Source organism: Frigoribacterium sp. CFBP9030 (genome assembly GCF_034045195.1).
GTDB lineage: Bacteria > Actinomycetota > Actinomycetes > Actinomycetales > Microbacteriaceae > Frigoribacterium.
This window is the reverse complement of the sequence record NZ_JAXCWG010000002.1, coordinates 79,749-98,081: the sequence shown is the minus strand read 5'-3', so window position 1 is coordinate 98,081 and position 18,333 is coordinate 79,749. Positions and strand designations below refer to the sequence as shown.

Genomic DNA, 18,333 nt, shown 5'->3' with positions numbered 1-18,333 from the left:
ACCGCCCCCGCATCAGCGCCCGAAGCGCATGCCGTCCCGCGTCAGCGAGCTGAACCGCAAGGCCCAGACGTCGCGCGGGTAGTTCTGGTGCATCCGCCACGGAGCACGCCCGCCCTGGCGGGGCAGCAGATGCTCACCCCGCGCGACGTACCCGCTCGACAGGTCGATCAGCGGCATCGTCCGACCGGTGCGTCGAGGCGCCGTCGGCACCGCCCACCGCAGACCCCGGCGGTCCAGGTGTCGGAGAAGCCGAGACAGGTACCGGCCGACCAGGTCGATCTTCAGCGTCCACGACGCGTTCGTGTACCCGATCGCGAACGCGAAGTTCGGCACGTCCGCGAGCATGAACCCTTTGTACGTCAGCTTGGTCGCCGGGTCGACCACCGCCCCGTCCACCGACAGGCGCATGCCGCCGAACAGCAGCAGATTCAGCCCCGTCGCGGTGACGACGACGTCCGCGGGCACGACCCGCGCCTCCTGCCCGTCACGCCCCTCGACCGCCACGCCCTCGGGCACGAACCGCTCGATGCCGTCGGTCACCATCGACGCCGACCCTGACCGCAGCGCACGGAACAGCGCGCCGTCCGGGGTGATGCAGAGACGCTGATCCCACGGGTCGTAGCTCGGCTGGAAGTGCCGGTCGACGTCGAAGCCCTCGGGCAGGCGGCGCTCGACGCCCGACCGGAGGAACGCCTTCATCCGCTCCGGCGATCTGCGGCTCGCCTGGAAGCTCAGCAGCGCCATGCCGACGCTCCGCCACCGGACGAGCCGATCGTCGACCGACCGCGGCAGCAGTCGCCGCCAGGGCCGCGGTCGCTTCCGCTCCGACGGCAGCGACAGCACGTACGTCGGCGAGCGCTGCAGCATCGTCACGTGCTCGGCCTGCTCGGCGAGCGCCGGCACGAGCGTGATCGCGGTCGCGCCCGACCCGATCACGACGACCCGCCTGCCGGTGACGTCGAGGTCGGCGGGCCAGTGCTGCGGGTGCACGAGGGTGCCGGCGTAGTCCTGCTGGCCGGTGAAGGTCGGCGTGTAGCCCTCGTCGTAGCGGTAGTACCCCGAGCAGGCGACGAGCACACCGCAGGTCACCGTGAGGCGGTGGGCGCCGACGGACCGGTCGGCGGAACCGGCGGAGGCGCCCCCGGCACCCGCGGCTCCCCCGGCTCCCCCGGCGGGAGGCGCGGCGACGTCGATCTCGACCGTCCAGCGGGCGTCGGCGGACGACCAGTCGGCGGCCACGACCCGGTGCCCGTAGCGCACCCGCTCGGCGACCCCGGTCTCGTCGGCGGTGTCGCGCACGTAGTCGCGGATGGCCGCGCCCGGGGCGATCGAGCGACGGTCGCGCCACGGGCGATCCGCGTAGCCGAGGGTGAACATGTCGCTGTCGGAGCGCACGCCGGGGTAGCGGAACAGATCCCAGGTGCCGCCCATCGCCTGGCGGGCCTCGACCACGGCGAGGGTGCGTCGCGGGAAGTCGCGCAGCAGGCGCGCGGCCATGCCCACGCCCGACAGCCCAGCGCCGACCACGAGCACGTCGACGTGCCCGGGCAGCGGCTCACCCGACGACCGTCTATCGCGTGACCGCTCCCCGTGCAGCGGCTCACCCGACGACACGCCCGCCGAGGAGGCGCGGTTCGAGCCGGTCACGGGACCAGCACGATCCGGATCGGGTCACCCTCTTTGCGCTCCAGCATCTCGACCGCGCGGGCCGCCTCGGCGAGGGGGACGGTGGCGCTGACGGACCGCGAGAAGTCGAGGCGGCCCTGCCCGGCCAGGGCGACGAGCGTCGTGACGTCGGCGGGCTCCGACCCGTAGTGGCCGAGCACCTGCTGCTGCAGGTAGCTGAACTTGGTGCCGTCGGCGATCGTGATGGGCTTGTCGGTCAGACCCACGAGGGTGAGTCGGCCGCGGTAGCCGAGGCAGGCGATGGCCTGCTCGCGGACGGCCGGCACCCCGGCGAAGTCGAAGGCGCGTGCGAGACCGGCGCCGCGCGTGGCCTGCCCGAGCTGCTGCGCGAAGTCGGGGGCGGCGGGGTCGAGGGCGAGGTCGGCGCCGAAGGCCAGGGCCCGCTCCCGCGCCTGCGGCAGCGGGTCGACGGCGATGATCGGGGCGGCTCCGATGAGGGCGAGCAGCTGCACGGCGTGGGCGCCGAGTCCGCCGACGCCCCAGACTCCGACGGCGGTACCGGGCTTCGTGTCGGCCGTGGTGGTGAGCGCGGCCCACGGGGTCGAGACGGCGTCGGGGATGAAGCAGGCCTGCTCGAACGGGAGCCCGTCGGGGATGGGGACGACCGTGTCGGCCCGGGCGACCGCGTACTCGGCCCAGCCGCCGTCGTAGTCGACGCCGCGGGTGAGGACCCGCCCGTCGTCCTCCTGGCCGGCCTGCAGCAGGACGCGATCGCCGACCGCGAGGTGCGCGACCCCGTCGCCGACCTGGTCGATCGTCCCGGCGACCTCGTGACCGAGGGTGACGGTGTCGCCCGGCAGGTGGAGCGGTGTCAGGGACCCTTGGATGAGGTGGACGTCCGACAGGCAGACCCCGGCGGCGGCGACGGCGATGCGGACCTCTCCGGGGCCGGCGTCGGGGGTGGGCACCTCGACGACCTTGAACTGGCGGGTGGTGACGGTCAGGCGTCCGGCGAGCATGGTTCTTCCGATCTGGGGGCGGCACGCTCTCGGTCGTCGGTGACCGCGGGCTCGCACCGCGCCTCCTCGGCGACGGTACGCCCGCTCCCGTGGCCGTGCCCCACGCACGGCCACGGGAGGTCTCAGCGTCGGGTGCCGGTCTCCGCGTCGGTCGCGACCGCGGCGGCGGAGGGCGCCTCACCCGCGGCGGCGGCGTCGTCGACCGCGCTGTCGGACGAGCCGTGCCCGTCGGCGTTCATCGTCGCCTCGTCGAAGGGCGCCCGTCCGGACAGCACCGTCTCGACGCGCTCGGGGTCGATCTGCTTCGTCCAGGTGCCGACGAGCACGGTCGCGACCGCGTTGCCGGTGAAGTTCGTCAGCGCGCGGGCCTCCGACATGAACCGGTCGATGCCGACGATCACGCCGACGCCGTCGACCAGGTCGGGACGGTGAGCCTGCAGCCCGCCCGCGAGCGTGGCGATGCCGGCGCCGGTGACCCCGGCGGCGCCCTTCGAGGCGATCATCATGAACAGCAGCAGCGAGATCTGCTCGCCGACGCTGAGCGGCGTGCCCATGGCGTTGGCGATGAACAGCGACGCCATCGTCAGGTAGATGGCCGTGCCGTCGAGGTTGAACGAGTACCCGGTGGGCACCGTGATGCCGACGACCGGCTTCGAGACGCCCAGGTGCTCCATCTTGGCGATGAGGCGGGGCAGGGCGACCTCGCTCGACGAGGTCGAGACGATCAGCAGGTACTCGCGACCGAGGTACCTCATCAGCCGGAAGATGTTGACCCCGGTGACGAGCTTGAGGATCGAGCCGAGCACCACCGCGACGAACACGATGCAGGTGATGTAGAACGCGATCATCAGGGTGCCGAGCGCGATGATCGCGGCGACGCCGGTCTCGCCGACGACCGCGGCGATGGCCCCGAAGGCGCCGATCGGCGCGACCCACATGATCATCGCGAGGATGCGGAAGACCAGCACCTGCAGGTTGCGGACGCCCTCGAGGATGGTGGCGCCGCGGGTGCCCATGCGCTGCAGTGCGAACCCGACGAGCAGGGCCACGAAGAGCGTCTGGAGGATCGAGCCCGACGTCAGCGACGACACCAGGGTCTCGGGGATGATGCCGAGCAGGAACCCCGCGGTGCCGCCGGCCTCCTCCGACGCGGGGGCCTCGTAGCCGGTCGAGCCGACCATCAGACCCTCGCCCGGGTGCACGAGGTTGCCGACCACGAGGCCGATCCCGAGCGCGAAGGTCGACATCGCGATGAAGTAGCCGAGCGCCAGACCGCCGACCTTGCCCACCGTCGCCGCCTTCGCGATCGACCCGACGCCGAGCACGATGGTGCAGAAGATGACGGGGGCGATCATCATCGAGATGAGCGAGACGAACGCCGTGCCGATGGGCTTCAGCTGCACGGCCACCTCGGGCGCGGTGAGACCGACGAGGATGCCGGCCGCGACCGCGACGATGACGGCGATGTACAGCCAGTGCGAGCGGTCGATGCGACGGCGCGTCCGCCCGCCGCCCGCCGTGGGTGTCGACGGTGTCGTGCTGCCACCGGGGGCGGGCGCGCCGGCGCCCTTGTGCGTCCTAGCCATGGGGACTTCCTCGTTCTCATGTCCGATCGACGTCGTCGTCGACGGTCTGCGGAGTGCATTCGGGCGAGCCTGTCGTGCGGTCCGGCCCCGGTCGAGGTTCTGGTCATACTGGTCACGCCGGCTCGCGCGGGCCCGCGGCGCACGATCCGGTGCAGCGCGACCCGGTGCAGCGCGACCCGGTGCAGCGCGACCGGTGCAGCGCGACCCCCGCCGCACGACCCCGCGCCGCCCGACTCGACGAGGAGCCACCCGATGACCCGACCGCACCCCCGGTGGAGCATCGCCGCGCGCCTGTTCGCCCTGCAGGTCGTCGTCATCGTGCTGATCGCCGCCCTCGCGACCGTGTGGACGATCCGCTCGGCGCGCACCGACGCCGACTCCTCCGCCGCCCGCGCCTGCCTCGCGCTCGCCACCGGGATCGCCGACAACCCCTTCGTGCTCGACGCGCTGACGACGACCGATCCGAGTGCGCGCCTCCAGCCCTACGCCCTCGACCTCATGCGCGACACGTCGACCGACTTCGTCACGATCATGAGCCCCGACCGCACCCGTCTCACGCACCCCGACGCCGCCGAGATCGGTCGGCCGTTCGTCGGCACGATCGAGCCCGCGCTCGCCGGGCGCTCGTTCACCGAGACCTACACGGGCACGCTCGGCCCGTCGGTGCGGGCCGTCGTCCCCGTGCTCGGCGCCGACGGCGAGGTCGTCGCCCTCGTCGCGGCCGGGGTCACCGTGTCGGCGATCGCCGACACCCTCGAGCAGCGACTGACGCTGGTGCTCGCGGCCGCCCTCGCGACCGTGCTGATCGGCGCCCTCGCCTCGTGGCTGCTCAGCCGCTACCTCCGTCGAGTGACGAGGGGCCGCGGCCCGGAGGAGCTCGGCCGCCTCTTCGACTACTACGAGGGCGTCCTCCACTCCGTGCGCGAGGGCCTGCTGCTCGTCGACGGACGCGGTCGCCTCACCCTCTGCAACGACCAGGCGGCCGAGCTGCTCGGTCTGCCGCCGGGCGGGGTCGACCGGCCGGTGCCCCTCGAGAGCCTCGACCTCCCCGACTCCCTCGCGCGCCTCCTCGTCGAGGGGCGCGTCGCCGTCGACGAGGTGCACGTGACCGACGAGCGCGTCCTCGTCGTCAACCAGCAGCGCACCGGGACCCCGAGCCGAGGAGGCGCGGGTCGCGTCGTCCCGGCACGCACCCTCGGCACGGTGACCACGCTGCGCGACCGCACCGAGCTGACCGACCTCGCCGACGAGGTCGAGACGATGCGGACGCTCGCCGACGCCCTGCGCTCGCAGACGCACGAGTTCTCGAACCGGCTGCACACGATCGTCTCGCTGATCGAGCTCGGTCGCGGCGACGAGGCCCTGCGGTTCGCAGCCACCGGGCTCGACGTCGACCAGCGACTCGCCGACAGCCTCGTCTCGTCCGTCGCCGAACCGGCGCTCGCGGCGCTGCTGCTCGGCAAGTCCGCCCAGGCGCGCGAACGCGGCGTCGACCTCGTGATCGACGTCGACCCCGCGCTCGGCACCGTCGACGTCGAGCCGCGCGACCTCGTGACGGTGCTCGGCAACCTGCTCGACAACGCCCTCGACGCCGCCGCCGGCACCGTGCGGATCACGGCGCGACGGGAGCAGAGCGAGGGCGGCGAGCTCGGCGGCGCCGTCGTCTTCACGGTCGCCGACGACGGGCCGGGGCTCGGCGACGTCGAGCAGGCGTTCCACCGCGGCTTCAGCACGAAGGAGCCCGGCAGCACCGGTCGGGGCGTCGGGCTCGCGCTCGTGCGGCAGGCGGTCTCCCGCGCCGGCGGCGGCATCACGGTGACCACGGGCGACGACGGGACCGCCTTCTCGGTGCGGTTCTCGGACGCCGCGACCGCCGACGCGGCCGCGACGATCGACGGCGGGGGTGGGCGATGGTGACCCGCGCCTCCTCGGAGCCCGGGCCCTCAGCCGCCGCGGACGTCCGGGTGCTCGTCGTCGAGGACGAGCCGCTGACCGCCGAGGCGCACGTCGCCTACGTCGGCCGCGTCGACGGCTTCGTTGTGGCGGCCACGGCCCACGACGGGCGAGAGGCCCTCGATCGGCTCCGCGACGACCCCTCGATCGACCTCGTGCTGCTCGACATGAACCTGCCCGACACGCACGGCATCGCCCTCTGCCGGGCCCTGCGCGCTGCGGGGTCCACCGTCGATGTGATCGCGGTCACGGCCGTGCGCGACGTCCAGGTCGTCCGCGCCGCCGTCTCGCTCGGCATCGTGCAGTACCTGATCAAGCCGTTCACCTTCGCGACGTTCGCCGAGCGCCTCGAGGGGTACCGCACGTTCCGGTCGTCGCTGACGCCCGACGGCGGACTCGTGACCCAGGGCGACGTCGACGCGGGGCTCGCGACCCTCCGCACGACGACGGCGCCCGCGCTCGGCAAGGGCCTCTCGCCCACCACGCTCGACCGGGTCGTCGCGGTGCTGCGCGGCGGACCCGACCCGTGGACCGCGGAGGCGCTGGCCGGGTCGACGGGGGTCTCGCGCGTCACGGCGCGCCGCTACCTCGAGCACCTCGAGACCACCGGCCTCGTGCGCCGCGACCAGCGCTACGGCTCGCCCGGGCGGCCCGAGAGCACGTACCGGTGGCTGGGGCGCCGGTGACCAGCAGGCGGGAGTGACGCGCGGCCGCGAGTGACGCCCCGGCGCGAGTGACGGGCGCCCCGGCCCGAGTGACGTCCCGGCGCGGTCAGCGCACGGTGATCGTGTGCTCGTCCCAGCCCTCGGCGCCGTTCGGGGCCGGGGGCAGCGGCGTCTCCGACTGCGTGACGCCGTCGGCACCCGTGGCCCGCACCTGCACGGTGTGGTCGCCCGGCGTGGCGTCCCAGCGGTGGACCCACTGCACCCAGGTGTCGGCCGAGACCGACTCGGCGAGCTCGGCGGCGACCCAGGCCCCGCCGTCGATCCGCACCTCGACGCCCGAGACCCCCGTGTGCGGATGCCAGGCCACCCCGGCGATCGGCACCCGGCCGGCGTCGACCGACGCGCCCGCCTTCGGCGTATCGATGCGCGACTCCAGCTTGACGGGCCCGAGGGCGTCCCAGCCGCGCGGCGTCCAGTAGCCCTCGGTGTCGGCGAACCGGGTGACCTCGAGGTCGACGACCCACTTCGTCGCCGAGACGTAGCCGAACAGCCCGGGCACGACCATCCGCACCGGGAACCCGTGCTGCTGAGGCAAGGGCTCGCCGTTCATCCCCACGGCCAGGATCGCGTCGGTCCCGTCGTCGACCAGCACGGACAGCGGCGTGCCCGCGGTGAACCCGTCGCTGCTGGTCGAGAGCACCATGTCGGCGCCGCTCTGCGGACCGGCCCGCTCGAGCAGGGCGCGGATCGGGTAGCCGAGCCAGAGCGCCGTGCCGATCAGGTCGCCGCCGACCTCGTTCGACACGCAGCTGAGGGTCGCGTAGTGCTCTTCGAGGGGCAGGGCGAGCAGCTCGTCGAACGAGATCTCGATCTCGCGGTCGACGAGACCGTGGATCCGCAGACTCCATTCGGCCGGGTCGATCGAGGGCACCTGCAGGGCGGTGTCGATGCGGTAGAAGTCGGCGTTCGGGGTGACGTACGGCGTGATGCCCTCGACGTCGAGGGAGGCGCCGGCCGGCACCGCGGGAGCGGCCTGCGCCGGCGCGGGCAGGGTCAGGGCGTCGCGGAGCGCCCCGACGTTCGCCCGGGTCGCGTTCACCAGACGGGCGCCGGTGCCGACGACGACGGACGCCGCACCCACGGCGATCGCCATCACCAGGAACCCGCGGCGCTCGAGCCCGGGGCCGCGCAGCGGCGGTTCGGGCACGGTCGCGGCGGCCCAGCCCGGCTCGGTCGAGGCCTCCCAGCGGTGCAGGCGCGTCATCAGCGCGGTGAGGACGACCAGCGACACGACGGTGCCGACGGCGGTCGGGGCGCCGTCGAGCGAGGTGCTGTCGGCCCGGGTCAGCACGGCGACGAGCGCGACGACCCCGCCGATGCCGAAGACGATCTTGCCGCCGGGCGGGCGGCGATGCTCGAGCACGCCGGCCCCCGCGGTGATCGCGACGAGCAGCACGCCCATCAGCACGAAGAGGGCCACCTTGTCGCCGGTGCCGAACAGCGACACCATCAGGTTCTTGACGGCCGCGGGGGCCAGGTCGATCGCGGCCGAGCCCACGCCGAACAGCGGGCTGCCGCCGGCGCCGGTGACCCACGCCACGGCCTCGGCCGACGCGAGGAACGCCGTCACCGACACGACGCCGGCCAGAGCGGCCCAGGCCGAGGAGGCGCGGGTCGTCATCCCGACGCCGGCGGGACGGGGCGGGGACTCCAGACGCACGGACATGCTGCCAGGCTAGGCCGCGCCTCCGGGGAGTCGCCTCCGCGCAGCCGCGCCGCGGTCAGTCGTCGTCGCCGACGAGGCTCTCCATCAGTTCGACGATCAGCGCGACGGCCGACTCCGAGCCGGGCGGGTCGCCGGCGTCGGCCTCGGCGTCGGGGGCGTCGACGACCAGCAGCGGGATGCCGGGGCCGAGCACCAGCTGGGCGATCTCGGAGCGCCCCTCGATGCGGCAGGCGACCGGCACGCGGAACGTGCGGTCGTCGTCGGCGAACTCCATCGAGGCGGCGAGCAGCGTCTCGGCGAGCTCGTCGGTCACGGTCAGGCGGGCGCCGGCGTAGTGCAGGGTCTTCATCCCCTCACCTTAGGCGCGTGACCGGAGCACACTCGGGTGATGATCCCCGACGCCGCTCATCCCGTCGTTCCGATGCTCGCGAAGGCCGTCGCCGAGGTGCCCGAGCCCGACTCGGTGCCGGGCGGGTTGTCGTACGAGCCGAAGTGGGACGGCTTCCGCGGCATCGTCTACGCCCGATACCTGGACGCGGACCAGCCCGGCGGAGCGACCGACGCCGGCGGAGAGACGGACTCCGGCGGAGCGACCCAACCAGGCGCCCCGCACGGCGGCACCGGCCGCCGCCCCCTCGAGATCGAGATCGGCAGCCGCGGCTCGAAGACGCTGACCCGGTACTTCCCCGAGCTGGTCGCGTCGCTCGCCGAGCTGCTGCCCGGTCCGTGCGTGCTCGACGGCGAGATCGTCGTCCGCACCGGCGAGCCGGGTCGCGAGCGGCTCGACTGGGAGGCGCTCGGTGCGCGGATCCACCCCGCGGAGTCCCGGGTCGCCACCCTGTCGGTCGAGACCCCCGCCCTCTTCGTGGCCTTCGACCTGCTGGCCCTCGGTGACCGCGAGCTCGTCGACGCGCCCTTCGACGAACGGCGTGCCCTCCTGGTCGAGACCGTCGGCGGAGGCGACGGCACCGGGCCGCTGCACGTCAGCCGCACCACCGACGACGTCGATCTCGCCCGCCGCTGGCTCGCCGAGTTCGAGGGCGCCGGGCTCGACGGGGTGGTCGCGAAGCCCCTGGACGCCCCGTACTCCCCCGGCAAGCGCACCATGCTCAAGATCAAGCACCACCGCACGGCCGACGTCGTCGTGCTCGGCTACCGGGTGCACAAGAGCGGCGCCGGGGTCGGGTCGCTGCTGCTCGGCCTGTACGACGCCGACGGCGAGCTGAGGAACGTAGGAGGCGCGTCGGCGTTCTCCGACGCGCGTCGCCTCGAGCTCGTGGCCGAGCTGGAACCCCTCGTGGCCCACGATGCCGACGGCGGCGTGTCGCACGCCGAGACGGAACGGAGCCGGTTCTCGTCGGGCAAGGACGTCTCGTACGTGCCGCTCCGGCCCGAGCGGGTCGTCGAGGTCCGCTACGACCAGATGGAGGGGTCGCGGTTCCGCCACACGGTGCAGTTCGCCCGCTGGCGGCCCGATCGCGACGCCCGCTCGTGCGGCTTCGACCAGCTGGAGGTGCCGGCCGCGTACGACCTCGGCGACGTGCTCGGGTAGGCGCGCCGCGCCTCCCCGGGTGCGTCTGCTCGGGAGGCGCCTGTTCGGGAGGCGACCCGCGCCTCCTCGGTTCCGTGCGCCTCCTCGGTTGGCGACCCGCGCCTCCTCGGCTCGGTAGCGGGCGGGTCAGTCGGTTGCGGGCGTGCGGGCGCGACTGGGCTGCACGCGGGGCGGCTCACCCGGCATCTTCGGGAAGTCGGGCGGGAACGGCAGCTCGCCGAGACCGTCGGCGACGTCGCGCTCCCACCAGCCCAGAAGGGTATCGATGCGGCCCGGGCTGTCGTGCATGCCCGCCCACGGGTCGCCCAGCCGCTGCAGCCGGTCGGGCACCGTCAGCACCGTGTGCTCGGCCGGGTCGACGGTCGGCAGATCGTCCCAGCCGACGGGCAGCGAGACGGAGGCGCGGGGCAGCGCCCGAGGCGACCAGGCCCCCGCCATGGTCCGGTCGCGATTGGCCTGGTTGTAGTCGACGAAGATGCGCTCGCCGCGCTGCTCCTTCCACCAGGCGGTGGTGATGCGGTCGGGGGCGCGACGCTCGAGCTCGCGGGCGGCGGCGATCACCGCGTGCCGCACCACGAGGAACTCGTGCTCGGGTTCGATCGGTGCGAAGACGTGCAGCCCGCGGTTGCCGCTCGTCTTGACGAAGGCGGTCAGTCCCGCCTCGGCGAGCACCTCGCGGAGGTCGAGAGCGGCGCGGACGGCGTCGTCGAACCCCGTGCCCGGCTGCGGATCGAGGTCGATGCGCAGCTGGTCGGGCAGATCGGGCTGCTCGGCGCGCGACGCCCACGGGTGGAAGACGAGGGTGTTCATCTGCGCGGCCCAGACGGCGGCGGCGGGTTCGTCGATCACGAGCTGCGGGTGGACGCGCCCGCTCGGATACGTGACGTCGACGGCGCGGACGTGGTCGGGGGTGCCGCGCGGCGGGTTCTTCGAGAAGTACTGGTCGCCGTCGACGTCGCCGCCGAAGCGCTGCAGCGAGATCGGGCGGTCGCCGTTCGCCTCGACGAACGGCGCACCCACCTCGACGAGATAGCGGGCGAGGTCGAGCTTCGTGACGCCGAGGTCGGGCCAGAGCACCCGGGAGGGGCTGCTGACCCGGACGTCGCGGTCGCCCACCCGCAGGGTCGTCGATTCGGAGGCCATGCGCGCGACGCTAGTCCGCCGGGCGAGGTGCGGCCCGGCGGGCGGGGTGCGGCCCGGCGGGCGGGGTGCGGCCCGACGGGCGGGGTGGGGGTGCGGCCCGGCGGGTGACATGCGCGACGATGAACCGTGTTCGCGAAGATGAACCGCGATCTATTGCGGTTCATCTTCGCGAACGCGGTTCATGGGGAGGAGTGGCCCGCTTCGCGGACGCAGTTCATGGAGCGGAGGTGGCGGCGGGGAACGCCCGCGCTAGATTGTGCGCATGAGCAGCTCTCGCGAGTCCAAGGGTCCTCGGGTCGAGCGGGGAGATGCGGAGCTGACCCGCGCCTCCTTGGTGCTCGGTCTTCCTCCGACGATGGTCCCCGCGCTGGTGCGTCGGGCTGTGCAGACGAGCCCGTCGTTCACCGTGACCAGCGTCGACGACGACGGCGCTGTGCTGTCTCGCCGGTCGGCGACGGCGACGGGTGACGTCGCGTTCCGGCTGACGTTCACGGCGGTCGACGGCGGGACGCGCGTCGATGGCGAGCTGCGGCCCCCGACGGGGACGATCGGCGCCTCGGTCAAGCGTCGCGACGACGATGCGACCGCCCTCTTCGAGGCGCTGGCTGCCGCCGCCGGCCCCTTCTGAGCGAGCCTGCGGCCCGCCCTCGCCCGAGTGGTCGGAAACCGCCCTTCGGCGCGCCACGAAGGACATCTTCTGACCACCGACGCACCCGGCGGGCCCACCTCGCGACTCGAGTGGTCAGAAACCGCCCTTCCGCGCGCCGCGGAGGACACCTTCTGACCACTGACGCACCCGCGCGAGACGGAGCGGTGCCTAGGCGCCCGCCTCGTCGTCCGTCTCGTACCGGTCGACGCTGATCGTCGGGATCGACGCCGTGATGACCGACCCGTCGGCGCGCATCAGCCCGCGCAGGTCGTTCGTCGTCGGCACCTTGGTGGTGATGCGCGGCCCCTGGTCGTCGAGCGCGATGCGCACCGGCGCCTCGGGCGTGACCGTGAAGCCCTGCTCGCGCACCCACAGCTCGACCTCGCCGCCGGTCTCGATGGTGAAGACGATCTCGTGCTGGGCCAGGTCGACGCGCACGCGGCTGCCCCGGATCTGCACCCGGAACGTGAGTTCGGTCCATTCGCCGGGCAGACGCGGGTCGAAGCTGAAGCGGCCGAGCCAGTCGCGCATGCCGCCGTACCCGTTGACGAGCGCGCTCCAGATGCCGCCGGTCGAGGCGACGTGCACCCCGTCGGAGGTGTTGTTGTGCAGGTCTGCGAGGTCGACGAAGAGCGACGACAGGAAGTACTGCTGCGACAGCTGGTGGTGCCCCACCTCGGCCGCGACGATCGACTGCACGACGCCCGAGAGGGTCGAGTCGCCGGTCGTCAGCGCGTCGTAGTACTCGAAGTCGCGCAGCTTCTGCTCGGCGGTGAACTCGTCGCCCTGCAGGTAGAGCGCCAGCACGACGTCGGCCTGCTTCAGCACCTGGAAGCGGTAGATCACGAGCGGGTGGTAGTGCAGCAGCAGGGGGCGCTTGTTCTCGGGCGTGGCGTCGAGGTCCCAGAGCTCCTTGTCGAGGAACTGCGCGTCTTGAGGGTGGATGCCGCGGTGCTCGTCGTAGGGGATGTGCATGGCCTCGGCGGCGAGGCTCCAACCGTCGACCTCGTGGTCCTCGAGGCGGAGGCGCGCCACGAGCCGGTCGTAGGCGGCCGGCGACTCCTTCGCCAGCCAGGTGACCGTGCGGACGGCGGCCCGGAGGTTCGCGCGGGCCATGACGTTCGTGTACAGGTTGTCGTCGACGACGGTCGTGTACTCGTCGGGCCCGGTGACGCCGTCGATGTGGAACCGCTGATCGCCGTTCGACCGCCAGAAGCCGAGGTCGGCCCAGAGACGGGCGGTCTCGACGAGGATGTCGACGGCGCCCCGCTCGAGGAAGTCCTGGTCGCCCGACGCCTGCACGTACTGACTGAGGGCATGCGAGATGTCGGCGTCGATGTGGTACTGCGCGGTGCCGGCGGCGTAGTACGCCGACGACTCGAGACCGTTGATCGTGCGCCAGGGGAACAGCGCCCCGCGCTGGTTCAGCTCGACGGCGCGGTCGCGTGCCGCGTCGAGCATGCCGAGCCGGAACCGCAGCGCGTTGCGGGCCACGTTCGGCGACGTGTACGTGAGGAACGGCAGCACGTAGATCTCGGTGTCCCAGAAGTAGTGCCCGCCGTAACCCGAGCCGGTGACGCCCTTCGCGGCGATGCCCTGGCCGTCGGTGCGGGCCGTCGCCTGCGCCAGCTGGAAGAGGTTCCAACGGATGGCCTGCTGCACCTCGGGCTGACCGGCGACCTCGACGTCGCTGCGGGCCCAGTAGTCGTCGAGCCAGGCGCGCTGCTCGGCGAAGACGTTCTCGATGGGCTGATCGGCGATGCGGTCGAGGGTGCGGTCGCAGCGATCGGCCAGTTCGCGCGGCGGCACCCCGCGCGACGTGTGGTACGCGACGGTCTTGGTCAGCGTGACCTTCTGACCGGCCTTGGCGCGCACGCGGTAGACGTGCTTCGCGATGTCGTCGTCGATCTGAGACGACTCGTCCCAGCCGTTCTCGGTCTCGAGCACGTGGTCGGCGCCGACGGCGAGGGTCATGCCCGAGTTGGTGGTGCGGTAGCCGAGGATGGCGCGCGACCCGCCGTTGCGACGCAGCTCGGGCTGCAGCACGCGGTCGTCGAACGACTCGGCCCGTCGCGGGTCGAAGGCGTCGGCCGCCGCGCGCATCCCGGCGTGGTACTCGTCGCCCATGTCCTGGCGGTTGAGGATCTGACTCGAGATCAGCAGCGACGCGTCGGCGTCGAGCACCGTCACCTCGTACTGGATGACGGCGAGGTGACGCTCCTCGAACGACACCAGGCGGCGGCTGGTGACGAGCACCTGCTTGCCCGAGGGGGTGCGCCATTCGATCTCGCGGACGAGCACGCCGTCGCGGAAGTCGAGGCGGCGGCAGTGCCGGAGGATGTCGGCCTCGAACAGCACGAACGGCTCGTCGTCGACGTAGAGGCGGATCACCTTGGCGTCGGGCACGTTGACGATGGTCTGACCGACCCGCGCGAACCCGAAGGCCTCTTCGGCGTGGCGGATGGGCCACGTCTCGTGGAACCCGTTGATGAACGTGCCGAACGAGTGCCCGCCGCGCCCCTCGTCGGGGTTGCCGCGGAGACCCAGGTAGCCGTTGCCGACCGCGAAGACCGTCTCGGTGCGACCCTCGTCGCCCTGGTGGTACTCGTCTTCGATCAGGGCCCACTCGTCGACCGGGAACCGGCGGCGGTCGAGCGGGTCGGACGTGATGTGGTTCACGGCTGGTCCTCTCGCGGGCTGGTGCTGATGTCGTGGTCGGTGTTCGGAGCGATCCGAGGAGGCGGTGGGTCCGAGGGCGCGTCGGCCTGCGTCCGCGACGAACCGAGGCTCCCGACGACCTCGGCGAGGTCGTCGACGACGACGTCGGCCCCGAAGTCGAGCAGGGTCTGCGCCCCGGTGCCGCGGTCGACGCCGAGCACGAGGCCGAAGGCCCCGCGACGACCGGCCTCGACGCCCGACTGGGCGTCTTCGACCACGACGCAGTCGGCGGCGGTCAGCCCGAGACGGCGAGCGCCCTCGAGGTAGGTGTCGGGGGCGGGCTTGCCCGTGATGCCCTCCGCCGCGGCGACGACGCCGTCGACGATGACGTCGAAGCGGTCGCGGAGACCGGCGGCCTCGAGCACGGGCACGGCGTTGCGCGAGCTGGAGACGACGGCGACGCGGATGCCGAGCGCGATCGCCCGGTCGAGGAACTCGACCGACCCCGGGTACGCGGCGACCCCGTTCTCGTCGAGCTCCGCCGCGAAGGCGGCGTTCTTGCGGTTGCCGAGACCGCGCACGGTCTCGACGTCGGGCCCGTCGTCGTCCGACCCCTCGGGCAGGGTGACGCCTCGGGCGGCCAGCATGGCGCGCACGCCGTCGTAGCGCGGGCGGCCGTCGACGTGCTCGAAGTAGTCGGCCTCGGTGTACGGCGCGAGCCCTCGGGGTTCGAAGTACTCGGTGAACAGTCGCGACCAGGCGCGCATGTGCACCTCGGCGGTCGGTGTCAGCACCCCGTCGAGATCGAAGAGCAGAGCGTCGAGCGAGGCGAGACGGGAGACGTCGCGCGGGGCCTCGGAGGGCGGGGATGCAGGCACGGGCCGATCACTTTCGAGCGATGTCGAGTCAGGAGGTCGTCATCGGAGCGTCGGTGATCCGGTGAGGCACGACACCCCGCGGGGTGTCCGCGCTCAGTCTGTCAGGTCGGCGGCGACGGACGGGGCCCGTCACGACCGCGCGTCGACGAGTTCCCCCTCGCGCGCCTCCTCGGGTCCGACGATCCAGGTGTCCTTCAGCTCGCCGCCCTGCTCGGCGGTCACCACCATGCTGCCCTCCGGGGCGACCCGGGTGAGGGCCAGGTCGGCGAGCGCGCTCTCGCCCTCGCCGAGCCCGGTGAGGTGCACGAAGCAGCGCAGGTCGACGTGCCGCGGCTGCAGCCCCGTGGCGGTGAGGGTGGGGTGCGACGACAGCTGGACGACCTCCTGGGCGACCCAGTGCGCGGGGTCGGCGGCGATGGCGACCCGGCGCGCGCCGACGGCCGCGGCCGAGGCGGACGGTCCGATCAGCACCCCGTGCCCTCCTCGGCCGTCGACGGGCTTGGTGACGAGCTCGCCGACCCGTTCGAGCACCGAGACCCGCTCGGCCGGGTCGCCGGGTCGGTAGGTCGGCACCGATTCGAGCAGCGGCTTCTCGCCGAGGTAGTAGGCGATGAGGTCGGGCACGGCGCAGTACATCGACTTGTCGTCGGCGAGACCGGTGCCGGGGGTGTTCGCGAGCACGACTCCCCCGCCGACGGCCGCGTCGATCAGGTGCTCGCCGAGCCGGTCGTCGTCGGGCGACGCCGCGTCGATCAGCTCGCCGTCGAGGCGCACGTACAGGGCGTCGATCACCGTGCCGGTCGCCCGCTCGACGACGAGCCCGTCGCGCACGATCAGGTCGCCCGGTCGCACGAGCAGCAGCCCGGCGCCGTCGGCCAGCACCCGGTGCTCGTACCAGCCCGAGCTGCCCGGTCCGTCGCTCAGCAGCGCCGCGACGCGCTCGCGGTCGCGGTGGCCGCCGCGGTCGCCGCCCAGGTCGCCATCCCGGTCGCCTGCGAGGTCGCCGTCGACGGACCGAGGAGGCGCGGCGTGCGCCAGCAGCGTCCGTCGCAGCATCGGGAAGACGGTCGTCGGGTCGAGCAGCCCGGCCGGTCGAGGGGCGTCGGGCACGACCGCGTCGAGCATCGCGCGGACGGCGAGCGAGAAGGCGGCGCCGCCCGGCGAGCGCACGGTGTCCTCGAGCACCCGCCACGAGCCGAACTCGGTGCGGACGAGATCGAACCCCTGGAGGGGCGCGCGGACGACGTCGGCCGGCAGCCGCGTCGCCTCGTCGCGCCAGCCCGAGGCGCCGACCACCTGGTGCTCGGCGAGGACGCCGTCGGCCACGACCCGGCGGTCGCCGTAGGCGTCGCGGAGGAACGCCTCGATGGCCCGGGCGCGCTGGGTGAGCCCCGCCTCGAGTCGCGCCCACTCGTGCCGGCCGACGACGCGGGGCACGAGGTCGCCGCGGAACTCGCGTTCGTGACCGTCGACGACGGGGCCGACCCGCGCCTCCTCGGCCCAGCGGTCCCGGTGGGCGACGCGCTCGCGGAGGCCCTCCGCGCCGAGGTCGACGAAGAAGGCGGCGATGTCGGCGTAGGCGGCACGGGGCTGCAGTCCGGGCCCGATCGCCTCGTCTCCGGCCCGGAGCCGGTAGCCGGTCAGGGTCGGCACGGCCGCGCGACGCCCGGCGGCGGGGCCCCGGGTCTCGTCGAGCACCTGCGCCACCACGTCGTCGAGCTCGCCCCGTTCGGCGAAGGCGGCGCGCTGCCGGTCGGCGCTGTTGCCGCGGGCGAGGGTGGCCTCGGCGAGGTCGCGCACGTCGTCGTAGTCGCCGAGCTCCTCCAGCTGGGGCCGGAGGTGCTCGACGAGCGCGCGGACGGCGTCACGGGCCGGCAGGCGCGACGGGTGCGCGTCGAGGTCGAGCAGCTCGCCCGAGAGGCCCGCCCGCGCCGCCTGCCACATCGCCGCGCGGTGCAGCGGCTGGGCCCGGAGCTCGTAGGGCCGGTCGGCCAGCACATCGAGTTCGGCGTGCCGCACGGCGGCCCGGTACAGACCGGCGATCAGCACGGCGTCGTCGACGAGCGGGCAGGCGTCGCAGGTGCGCAGCTCGAGGGTCGGCGCGTGCGAGGACGGCCGCACGTCGAAGTAGGCCATCTTCGCGTCGGCGATGACGCCCGAGGCGATGAGGTCGTCGAGCAGGCGGTCGTACTCGGCGGCGTCGCGCATCGGGCCGGTGGCGCCGGCGCTCGGCCAGCGCTGCCAGATGATCGATCGGATGCTCGCGTAGCCGGTGTCCTGTCCGTTCCAGAACGGCGAGCTCGCCGACAGCGCCAGGAGGGCGGGCAGCACGGGGGCAACGCGACCGGCGATCCGCACGGCGACGTCGCGATCGGCGACCCCCACGTGGATCTGCAGCCCGCAGATCAGCTGCTCGTCGACGAGCAGTCGGTACTGCTCGTGCATGCGCCCGTAGCGCCCGGTGGGGGTCAGCTCGAAGTCGGCGAACTCCGACCGGGGCGCCGTGCCGACGGCGGCGACGGCGAGACCCTCGGCGGCGGTGACCTCGGCGACCTCGCGGCGCAGCTCGACGATCTCGCGACGGAGGTCGCTCAGCGTCCGCACGACGGGCACGTTCGTCTCGATGGTCGAGCGCTGCAGCTCGGCGCCGAACCGGTCGGCGGGCAGGCGGCTCAGCAGGTGCGGCGCCCTCGTCGACAACCGCCCCGTGGCGACGTCGATCAGATGCAGCTCCTCTTCGGCCCCGAGCGTCAACTCCGCAGTCATGGCCCGACCCTAGGGCTCAGGGACACCGTTGGGGCGGGTTACATGAGGAATTCACAAGAAGTTGAGGAGGCGCGGCGCCGAGGAGGCGCGGTGCCGAGGAGGCGCGGTGCCG

Annotated in this window: 13 protein-coding genes; 4 read left to right on the top strand and 9 right to left on the bottom strand. The window is 73.3% G+C overall.

Translation table 11 applies throughout. The features are described 5' to 3' along the window. Window positions 1–12: 12 nt before the first annotated feature. From SOM13_RS02640 to SOM13_RS02630, 3 genes are all read right to left on the bottom strand, one after another. Window positions 13–1,647 (bottom strand): NAD(P)/FAD-dependent oxidoreductase, encoded by a 1,635-nt coding sequence (locus tag SOM13_RS02640; protein ID WP_320478849.1) that lies wholly within the window; start codon window positions 1,645–1,647, stop codon window positions 13–15. Continuing rightward, window positions 1,644–2,645: a zinc-binding dehydrogenase gene (locus SOM13_RS02635; protein WP_320478848.1), complete on the bottom strand. Its 1,002-nt coding sequence runs from the start codon at window positions 2,643–2,645 to the stop codon at window positions 1,644–1,646. Before SOM13_RS02635 ends, SOM13_RS02640 begins: the two co-directional genes overlap by 4 nt. 122 nt (window positions 2,646–2,767) lie before the next feature. Then, window positions 2,768–4,231 carry a cation:dicarboxylate symporter family transporter gene (locus SOM13_RS02630; protein WP_320478847.1) on the bottom strand — a complete coding sequence of 488 codons (1,464 nt, stop codon included), beginning with the start codon at window positions 4,229–4,231 and terminating at the stop codon, window positions 2,768–2,770. 252 nt (window positions 4,232–4,483) lie between these two features. Between SOM13_RS02630 and SOM13_RS02625 the strand changes: the two genes are divergently transcribed. Both SOM13_RS02625 and SOM13_RS02620 read left to right on the top strand, forming a co-directional pair. After that, on the top strand, window positions 4,484–6,148 hold the full coding sequence (locus tag SOM13_RS02625) for a sensor histidine kinase (RefSeq protein WP_320478846.1): 1,665 nt from the start codon (window positions 4,484–4,486) through the stop codon (window positions 6,146–6,148). Continuing rightward, entirely contained in the window at window positions 6,142–6,870 is a 729-nt protein-coding gene (locus SOM13_RS02620) for a response regulator (protein WP_320478845.1), read from the top strand. The genes SOM13_RS02625 and SOM13_RS02620 overlap by 7 nt, the downstream gene beginning before the upstream one ends. 85 nt (window positions 6,871–6,955) lie before the next feature. Here SOM13_RS02620 and SOM13_RS02615 read toward each other — a convergent pair whose 3' ends face one another. Together SOM13_RS02615 and SOM13_RS02610 are read right to left on the bottom strand one after the other, a co-directional pair. Beyond that, a complete protein-coding gene (locus tag SOM13_RS02615; RefSeq protein ID WP_320478844.1) occupies window positions 6,956–8,575 on the bottom strand; it encodes a molybdopterin-dependent oxidoreductase in 1,620 nt (539 codons plus the stop codon). 55 nt (window positions 8,576–8,630) lie between these two features. Further along, window positions 8,631–8,924 (bottom strand): hypothetical protein, encoded by a 294-nt coding sequence (locus tag SOM13_RS02610; protein ID WP_192060500.1) that lies wholly within the window; start codon window positions 8,922–8,924, stop codon window positions 8,631–8,633. 39 nt (window positions 8,925–8,963) lie between these two features. Here SOM13_RS02610 and SOM13_RS02605 point away from each other — a divergent pair, with 39 nt between their 5' ends. Continuing rightward, window positions 8,964–10,127, top strand: a complete 1,164-nt coding sequence (locus tag SOM13_RS02605; RefSeq protein WP_320478843.1) for an ATP-dependent DNA ligase — start codon at window positions 8,964–8,966, stop codon at window positions 10,125–10,127. A 126-nt stretch (window positions 10,128–10,253) separates the two neighbouring features. On the opposite strand, the gene ligD is transcribed toward SOM13_RS02605, so the two are convergent. Next, window positions 10,254–11,270 (bottom strand): non-homologous end-joining DNA ligase, encoded by a 1,017-nt coding sequence (gene ligD, locus SOM13_RS02600; protein ID WP_320478842.1) that lies wholly within the window; start codon window positions 11,268–11,270, stop codon window positions 10,254–10,256. Window positions 11,271–11,532: 262 nt separating this feature from the next. Between ligD and SOM13_RS02595 the strand changes: the two genes are divergently transcribed. After that, the gene (locus SOM13_RS02595; RefSeq protein WP_192060502.1) at window positions 11,533–11,898 is read left to right on the top strand and encodes a hypothetical protein; all 366 of its coding nucleotides are present in this window, start codon (window positions 11,533–11,535) and stop codon (window positions 11,896–11,898) included. 189 nt (window positions 11,899–12,087) lie between these two features. Here the strand turns inward: SOM13_RS02595 and SOM13_RS02590 are convergent, their stop codons facing one another. The 3 genes from SOM13_RS02590 to SOM13_RS02580 form a co-directional block, all read right to left on the bottom strand. After that, on the bottom strand, window positions 12,088–14,598 hold the full coding sequence (locus SOM13_RS02590) for a glycoside hydrolase family 65 protein (protein ID WP_192060503.1): 2,511 nt from the start codon (window positions 14,596–14,598) through the stop codon (window positions 12,088–12,090). Next, window positions 14,595–15,455 (bottom strand): beta-phosphoglucomutase family hydrolase, encoded by an 861-nt coding sequence (locus SOM13_RS02585; RefSeq protein ID WP_320478841.1) that lies wholly within the window; start codon window positions 15,453–15,455, stop codon window positions 14,595–14,597. The genes SOM13_RS02590 and SOM13_RS02585 overlap by 4 nt, the downstream gene beginning before the upstream one ends. 129 nt (window positions 15,456–15,584) lie before the next feature. Continuing rightward, on the bottom strand, window positions 15,585–18,221 hold the full coding sequence (locus tag SOM13_RS02580) for a carboxylate--amine ligase/circularly permuted type 2 ATP-grasp protein (RefSeq protein ID WP_320478840.1): 2,637 nt from the start codon (window positions 18,219–18,221) through the stop codon (window positions 15,585–15,587). Window positions 18,222–18,333 lie beyond the last annotated feature (112 nt).

What these genes read in the sequence shown, in the direction of transcription:
- SOM13_RS02635 (WP_320478848.1), bottom strand. Translation starts at nt 2,645, where the DNA reads ATGCTCGCCGGACGCCTGACCGTCACCACCCGCCAGTTCAAGGTCGTC.
- SOM13_RS02630 (WP_320478847.1), bottom strand. Translation starts at nt 4,231, where the DNA reads ATGGCTAGGACGCACAAGGGCGCCGGCGCGCCCGCCCCCGGTGGCAGC.
- SOM13_RS02625 (WP_320478846.1), top strand. Translation starts at nt 4,484, where the DNA reads ATGACCCGACCGCACCCCCGGTGGAGCATCGCCGCGCGCCTGTTCGCC.
- SOM13_RS02620 (WP_320478845.1), top strand. Translation starts at nt 6,142, where the DNA reads ATGGTGACCCGCGCCTCCTCGGAGCCCGGGCCCTCAGCCGCCGCGGAC.
- SOM13_RS02615 (WP_320478844.1), bottom strand. Translation starts at nt 8,575, where the DNA reads ATGTCCGTGCGTCTGGAGTCCCCGCCCCGTCCCGCCGGCGTCGGGATG.
- SOM13_RS02610 (WP_192060500.1), bottom strand. Translation starts at nt 8,924, where the DNA reads ATGAAGACCCTGCACTACGCCGGCGCCCGCCTGACCGTGACCGACGAG.
- SOM13_RS02605 (WP_320478843.1), top strand. Translation starts at nt 8,964, where the DNA reads ATGATCCCCGACGCCGCTCATCCCGTCGTTCCGATGCTCGCGAAGGCC.
- ligD (WP_320478842.1), bottom strand. Translation starts at nt 11,270, where the DNA reads ATGGCCTCCGAATCGACGACCCTGCGGGTGGGCGACCGCGACGTCCGG.
- SOM13_RS02595 (WP_192060502.1), top strand. Translation starts at nt 11,533, where the DNA reads ATGAGCAGCTCTCGCGAGTCCAAGGGTCCTCGGGTCGAGCGGGGAGAT.
- SOM13_RS02580 (WP_320478840.1), bottom strand. Translation starts at nt 18,221, where the DNA reads ATGACTGCGGAGTTGACGCTCGGGGCCGAAGAGGAGCTGCATCTGATC.